Annotated in this window: 2 protein-coding genes and 1 pseudogene; 1 reads left to right on the top strand and 2 read right to left on the bottom strand. The window is 43.4% G+C overall.

Going from position 1 to position 2,174, the window contains the following annotated elements; all coding sequences use genetic code 11:
* A pseudogene (locus WMO25_RS17390) lies at positions 1 to 192 on the bottom strand (AI-2E family transporter); the annotation flags it as partial.
* Positions 193 to 439: 247 nt separating this feature from the next.
* On the opposite strand from WMO25_RS17390, the gene WMO25_RS17395 reads away from it, so the two are divergent.
* Positions 440 to 1,222, top strand: a complete 783-nt coding sequence (locus tag WMO25_RS17395) for a ZIP family metal transporter (protein WP_349086444.1) — start codon at positions 440 to 442, stop codon at positions 1,220 to 1,222.
* 10 nt (positions 1,223 to 1,232) lie between these two features.
* On the opposite strand, the gene WMO25_RS17400 is transcribed toward WMO25_RS17395, so the two are convergent.
* Positions 1,233 to 2,174: AEC family transporter (locus WMO25_RS17400; protein ID WP_349086446.1), on the bottom strand; the 942-nt coding region annotated here is incomplete at its 5' end.

The following is a 2,174-nucleotide window of genomic DNA, read 5'->3' on the forward strand; positions in this document are numbered from 1 at the left end:
CTTTTCCAAAAAGCTCATTGGCACGTTGATCACAAATGCGATCGCTCCGCCAAGTACAAAGGGAAATAGAATTCCCCATATTGCTTTCAGCACATCGAGCACCACATCAAATTTCCACAGGGCGACCACAAGAAGTGCTGTAAACACAATAAGCTCACGGATTTTTTTTATAGCAATTTTACTTAAATCCACTGTCTTTCTCCTCTTTTCTTAATTTGTTGAATCATTACATAAAATACTGTAATCCAAAAGACGTCTTTGTGCCAGATCTGCCACATCAATTACAGCTGCTGTGCTCCTTTGCCAGATACTGCTTGTCAATTCGTTAAAACCGTGCTATAGTATTTTTATAGCTAGCTATGACTAATCAGCATTATTTTGAGCAATTACACATACAACTATCTATATATTTCATACTCAGGGATTGGAGGTCTGATATATGAATCTGAATATATTTTATGGTATTTTAATTCCTTTTATCGGCACATCCATCGGTGCCGCCTGCGTATTCTTCATGAAGAATACGTTAAGTGACAAAATTCAACGGGCATTAACCGGTTTTGCCGCTGGTGTTATGGTGGCTGCATCCGTATGGAGCCTGATCATTCCTGCCATTGAACAATCCGCATCCATGGGAAAGCTGTCTTTTCTTCCCGCGGCCATCGGTTTCTGGATCGGCATCCTGTTTCTGCTTCTCTTAGATCACATCATTCCCCACCTGCATCAGAACAGCAATCAAGCTGAGGGACCGAAAAGCAAACTTCAGCGCACAACCATGATGGTACTGGCTGTGACGCTGCACAATATCCCGGAGGGTATGGCCGTGGGCGTAGTCTATGCCGGTTATCTCTCAGACAGCACAACCATCACCGCCGCCGGTGCACTGGCATTATCCCTTGGCATCGCTATCCAGAATTTTCCGGAAGGCGCCATCATATCCATGCCCCTTCGCGCCGAAGGTATGAAGAAAAGCAAAGCCTTTGTGGGCGGTGTCCTCTCCGGTATCGTGGAACCTGTCGGCGGCATTTTGACAATTCTGGCTGCCCATTATATTCTTCCGGCCCTGCCTTATCTGCTGAGTTTCGCCGCCGGCGCTATGCTCTATGTTGTCGTGGAAGAGCTGATCCCCGAAATGTCCCAGGGACGCCACTCTGATGTGGGCACCCTGTGTTTTGCTGTCGGATTCAGTCTGATGATGATACTGGACGTGTCTCTCGGATAAAAATTTTTCGTTAACAGAAAATTTCAAATACAAGAATCATCAACGGCATACTGATGATTGAAAAAAGTGTGGTCAGCACATAAAACAGGCTGGCCTCTGCACTGTTCTTATCATAAAGCTGTGCCATGGAAGTAACTGTTGCACAGGCCGGTGTGACACATGCAAGAAAGACAATCAGCAGCAGATTCTTTCCGTCTGCGATCCAATCTGTCAAATCCAGCACTTTGAACACAATAAGTACGACAAGAGGATAGATAAACAATCTGAGTAAAACGGCCAGATAATTTCTTTTTTCCATGAATATTTTTTTGAATGGAATTTCAGAAATTGCCATACCTGCCAATAGCATACCGATCGGCCCAATCATTTCTGCCAGCATATCAATGGTTCCGCCAATCACATCCGGCAATTCAATCTTTGTAATAAACAAAAATGCACCGATACAAATCGCCACAATGTTGGCATTCCAAAATATTTTCTTTAAGGAAAGCCTTTCCTCACTGCACATTTTATGCCTGCCGTGTGTCCAGATCAGAATCATCTGTACAGCCAGAAAACTGCAGGAATAAATAACATACTCTGTGCCAAGAAGTGCTTTGACCAACGGAACAACCAAAATACCACCGTTTGTATAAACCGTAGTCAGCTCTTCAACCATATCCAGATGCAACGGTTTTCTTAAAAATGCCGTGAGGATAAGAAAAACAATATGGGCGATCACTGCTGCTACAACCGTAAAAATCAATCCCTTCAGTACCTCCGGCGTATATTCAATCTGAAATGAATTGACGATCATACAGGGAAGCACCAGATACACAAGCAGGACGGAAATACTCTTACTGTCGGAAACCTTCAGCAGACCGATCCTGACCATGATGAAACCGATCATAAGGATAATAAATAATTTTACAATTTGTTCTGTTAAAATGAGACTTACAGTCATAAAATCCAC

Origin of the sequence: Coprococcus intestinihominis, assembly GCF_040096555.1 — a bacterium.
GTDB classification, from domain to species: Bacteria; Bacillota; Clostridia; order Lachnospirales; family Lachnospiraceae; genus Coprococcus_A; species Coprococcus_A intestinihominis.